General features: G+C 62.0%; 1 protein-coding gene. It reads right to left on the bottom strand.

Features of this window, described 5'->3' with window-relative positions; genetic code table 11:
* Positions 1-168: 168 nt before the first annotated feature.
* The coding region (locus HX803_RS32425) for an enoyl-CoA hydratase-related protein (RefSeq protein WP_178926121.1) at positions 169-635 on the bottom strand (467 nt) is incomplete at its 5' end.

Below are 635 nucleotides of genomic sequence, written 5' to 3'. Positions count from 1 at the left end.
CCCGGGAACTGAAAAACTACCCGCTCTGACAAACACACCAAAAACCCAATGTGGGAGCGGGCTTGCTCGCGAATGCGCAGTGTCAGTCATCCAATGTATCGACTGATTCACCGCATTCGCGAGCAAGCCCGCTCCCACATTTTTGATCTCTAGCGATAGCAGACCGGGTTATTGGTCTTTGAAGTCGGGCGCGCGCTTGGCCACGAACGCGGCCATGCCTTCCTTCTGGTCCTGGGTCGCAAACGCGGCATGGAACACGCGGCGTTCAAAGCGCACGCCTTCGGACAGGCTCACCTCAAAGGCGCGGTTCACGCTTTCCTTGACCATCATGCTGATCGGCACCGATTTGCTCGCGATCAGGGTGGCGACTTTCAACGCCTCGTCCAACAGCTCATCGGCCGGCACGATCCGCGCCACGATGCCGCAACGCTCCGCTTCCACCGCATCGATAAAGCGCCCGGTCAGGCACATGTCCATGGCCTTGGCCTTGCCCACGGCGCGGGTCAGGCGCTGGGTGCCGCCCATGCCTGGCAGCACGCCGAGGTTGATTTCGGGCTGACCGAACTTGGCGCCGTCGCCGGCCAGGATGAAGTCGCACATCAACGCCAGCTCGCAGCCGCCGCCCAGGGCAAAGC

The organism is Pseudomonas sp. P7548 (assembly GCF_013386585.1).
In the GTDB taxonomy this organism is placed as follows: domain Bacteria; phylum Pseudomonadota; class Gammaproteobacteria; order Pseudomonadales; family Pseudomonadaceae; genus Aquipseudomonas.
Note: the sequence above shows the minus strand (reverse complement) of the source record. Positions and strands in the feature narration are given on the sequence as shown.